Origin of the sequence: Streptomyces sp. NPDC006529 (assembly GCF_040611795.1) — a bacterium.
Classification (GTDB): Bacteria; Actinomycetota; Actinomycetes; order Streptomycetales; family Streptomycetaceae; genus Streptomyces.
This window is the reverse complement of the sequence record NZ_JBEXPB010000133.1, coordinates 1-1,306: the sequence shown is the minus strand read 5'-3', so window position 1 is coordinate 1,306 and position 1,306 is coordinate 1. Positions and strand designations below refer to the sequence as shown.

Annotated in this window: 1 protein-coding gene; it reads right to left on the bottom strand. The window is 68.5% G+C overall.

Features of this window, described 5'->3' with window-relative positions; translation table 11 throughout:
- Positions 1 to 1,289: condensation domain-containing protein (locus ABZY31_RS31245; protein WP_356417071.1), on the bottom strand; the 1,289-nt coding region annotated here is incomplete at its 3' end.
- Between the last annotated feature and the right edge of the window lie 17 nt (positions 1,290 to 1,306).

Below are 1,306 nucleotides of genomic sequence, written 5' to 3'. Positions count from 1 at the left end.
AAATCCGCCACCGTACCCGCAGGCACCACAGCAGACGTGTCATTCCACTCAACAACAACCCGACGACGCTCCACGTCATCCAGCACATCAACCGCGCTCAACGGAAGGTCCAAGCCACCCTCCAACACGCCCTCAAGCCCCACCACCAAACGCTCCACCGCGTTGCACACCAGCACACCCACGGCGCGGGCATCCACCGAGGCAGCAGCCTCCACGGCGAACGCCATGCCACTGCCATCGTCGTCGACCGAGACCGAGAGCGGGTAATTGGTGCGCTCGCTGGCCAGGAGCACGCGGATGCCGGCCACCGCCTGACGCTCTCCGCCGTCGCCGTCCTGCGCGACGTTGTGCCGGTAGTTGAACAGAGCCGTGAACAGTGGCATATCACTCGCCACACCACTGGCCTGCTGGGCCAAAGCCAGCGGCGCGTGCTCGTGCTCGAGGAGTCCTGCGAGCTGATCGCGCATGGCCCGGACCGACTCCAGTGCGCCGAGCTCGTCCACTCGTGCCCGTACCGGCAGGGTGTTGATGAACGGTCCGGGCACCCGCTCCGAGCCGGCGCCGGCGTTCATCCGGCCGAACAGCACCGTCCCGAACACGACGTCCTCGCGCCCGCTGACCGTCGCAAGCACCCGCGCCCATGCCACGTGCAGAACAGTCGCCGCACTCACACCGAGTCGGCGCGCAACAGCTCTCAGCCGGCCGGCCACATCCTCTGTGAGTGCCACGACTCCATGCGTCGAGTCGCTACCGTCGCCATGAACGTCGACCAGTCCGAACGGCGCCGTCGGCTCGGTCACATCACCGAGCAGCTCGGCGAAGTATCGCTCATGCTCGGCACGCGTCACCCCGCCCCGGGCCTGCGCCACGAAGTTGCGGAACGGCAGCGGCGTGGGCAGCTCGACACCGCGCCCTGCGAGGCACAGCTCGACCTCACTCAGCAGCACCTCCAGTCCGGTGTGGTCCTGCACCATGTGGTGCACCCGCACCAGCCCGAGCCAGCGGTCGCTGCCGGCCTCTACCGGCGTGATGTGCAGGCTGATCAGCGGCGCCCGGCCCAGATCCATGGACGCCCCACCGGCGGCAATCAGCGAGGCCACCGGATCCGCGTCCTGCGGGTCGAGCTCCACTTCGGTCACCGGCAGTTCCGCGTGGCGCCGGACGACCTGGACGGGCTCCCGCAGGCCCTGCCACACGATGGAGGTGCGGAGGATGTCGTGCCGGTCGATGACCTGCTGCAAGGCTGCGGTGAATCCGTCGAGCCGCTCACGCGAGTCGAACTCCAGCACCGTCGGCAGGACGTAGG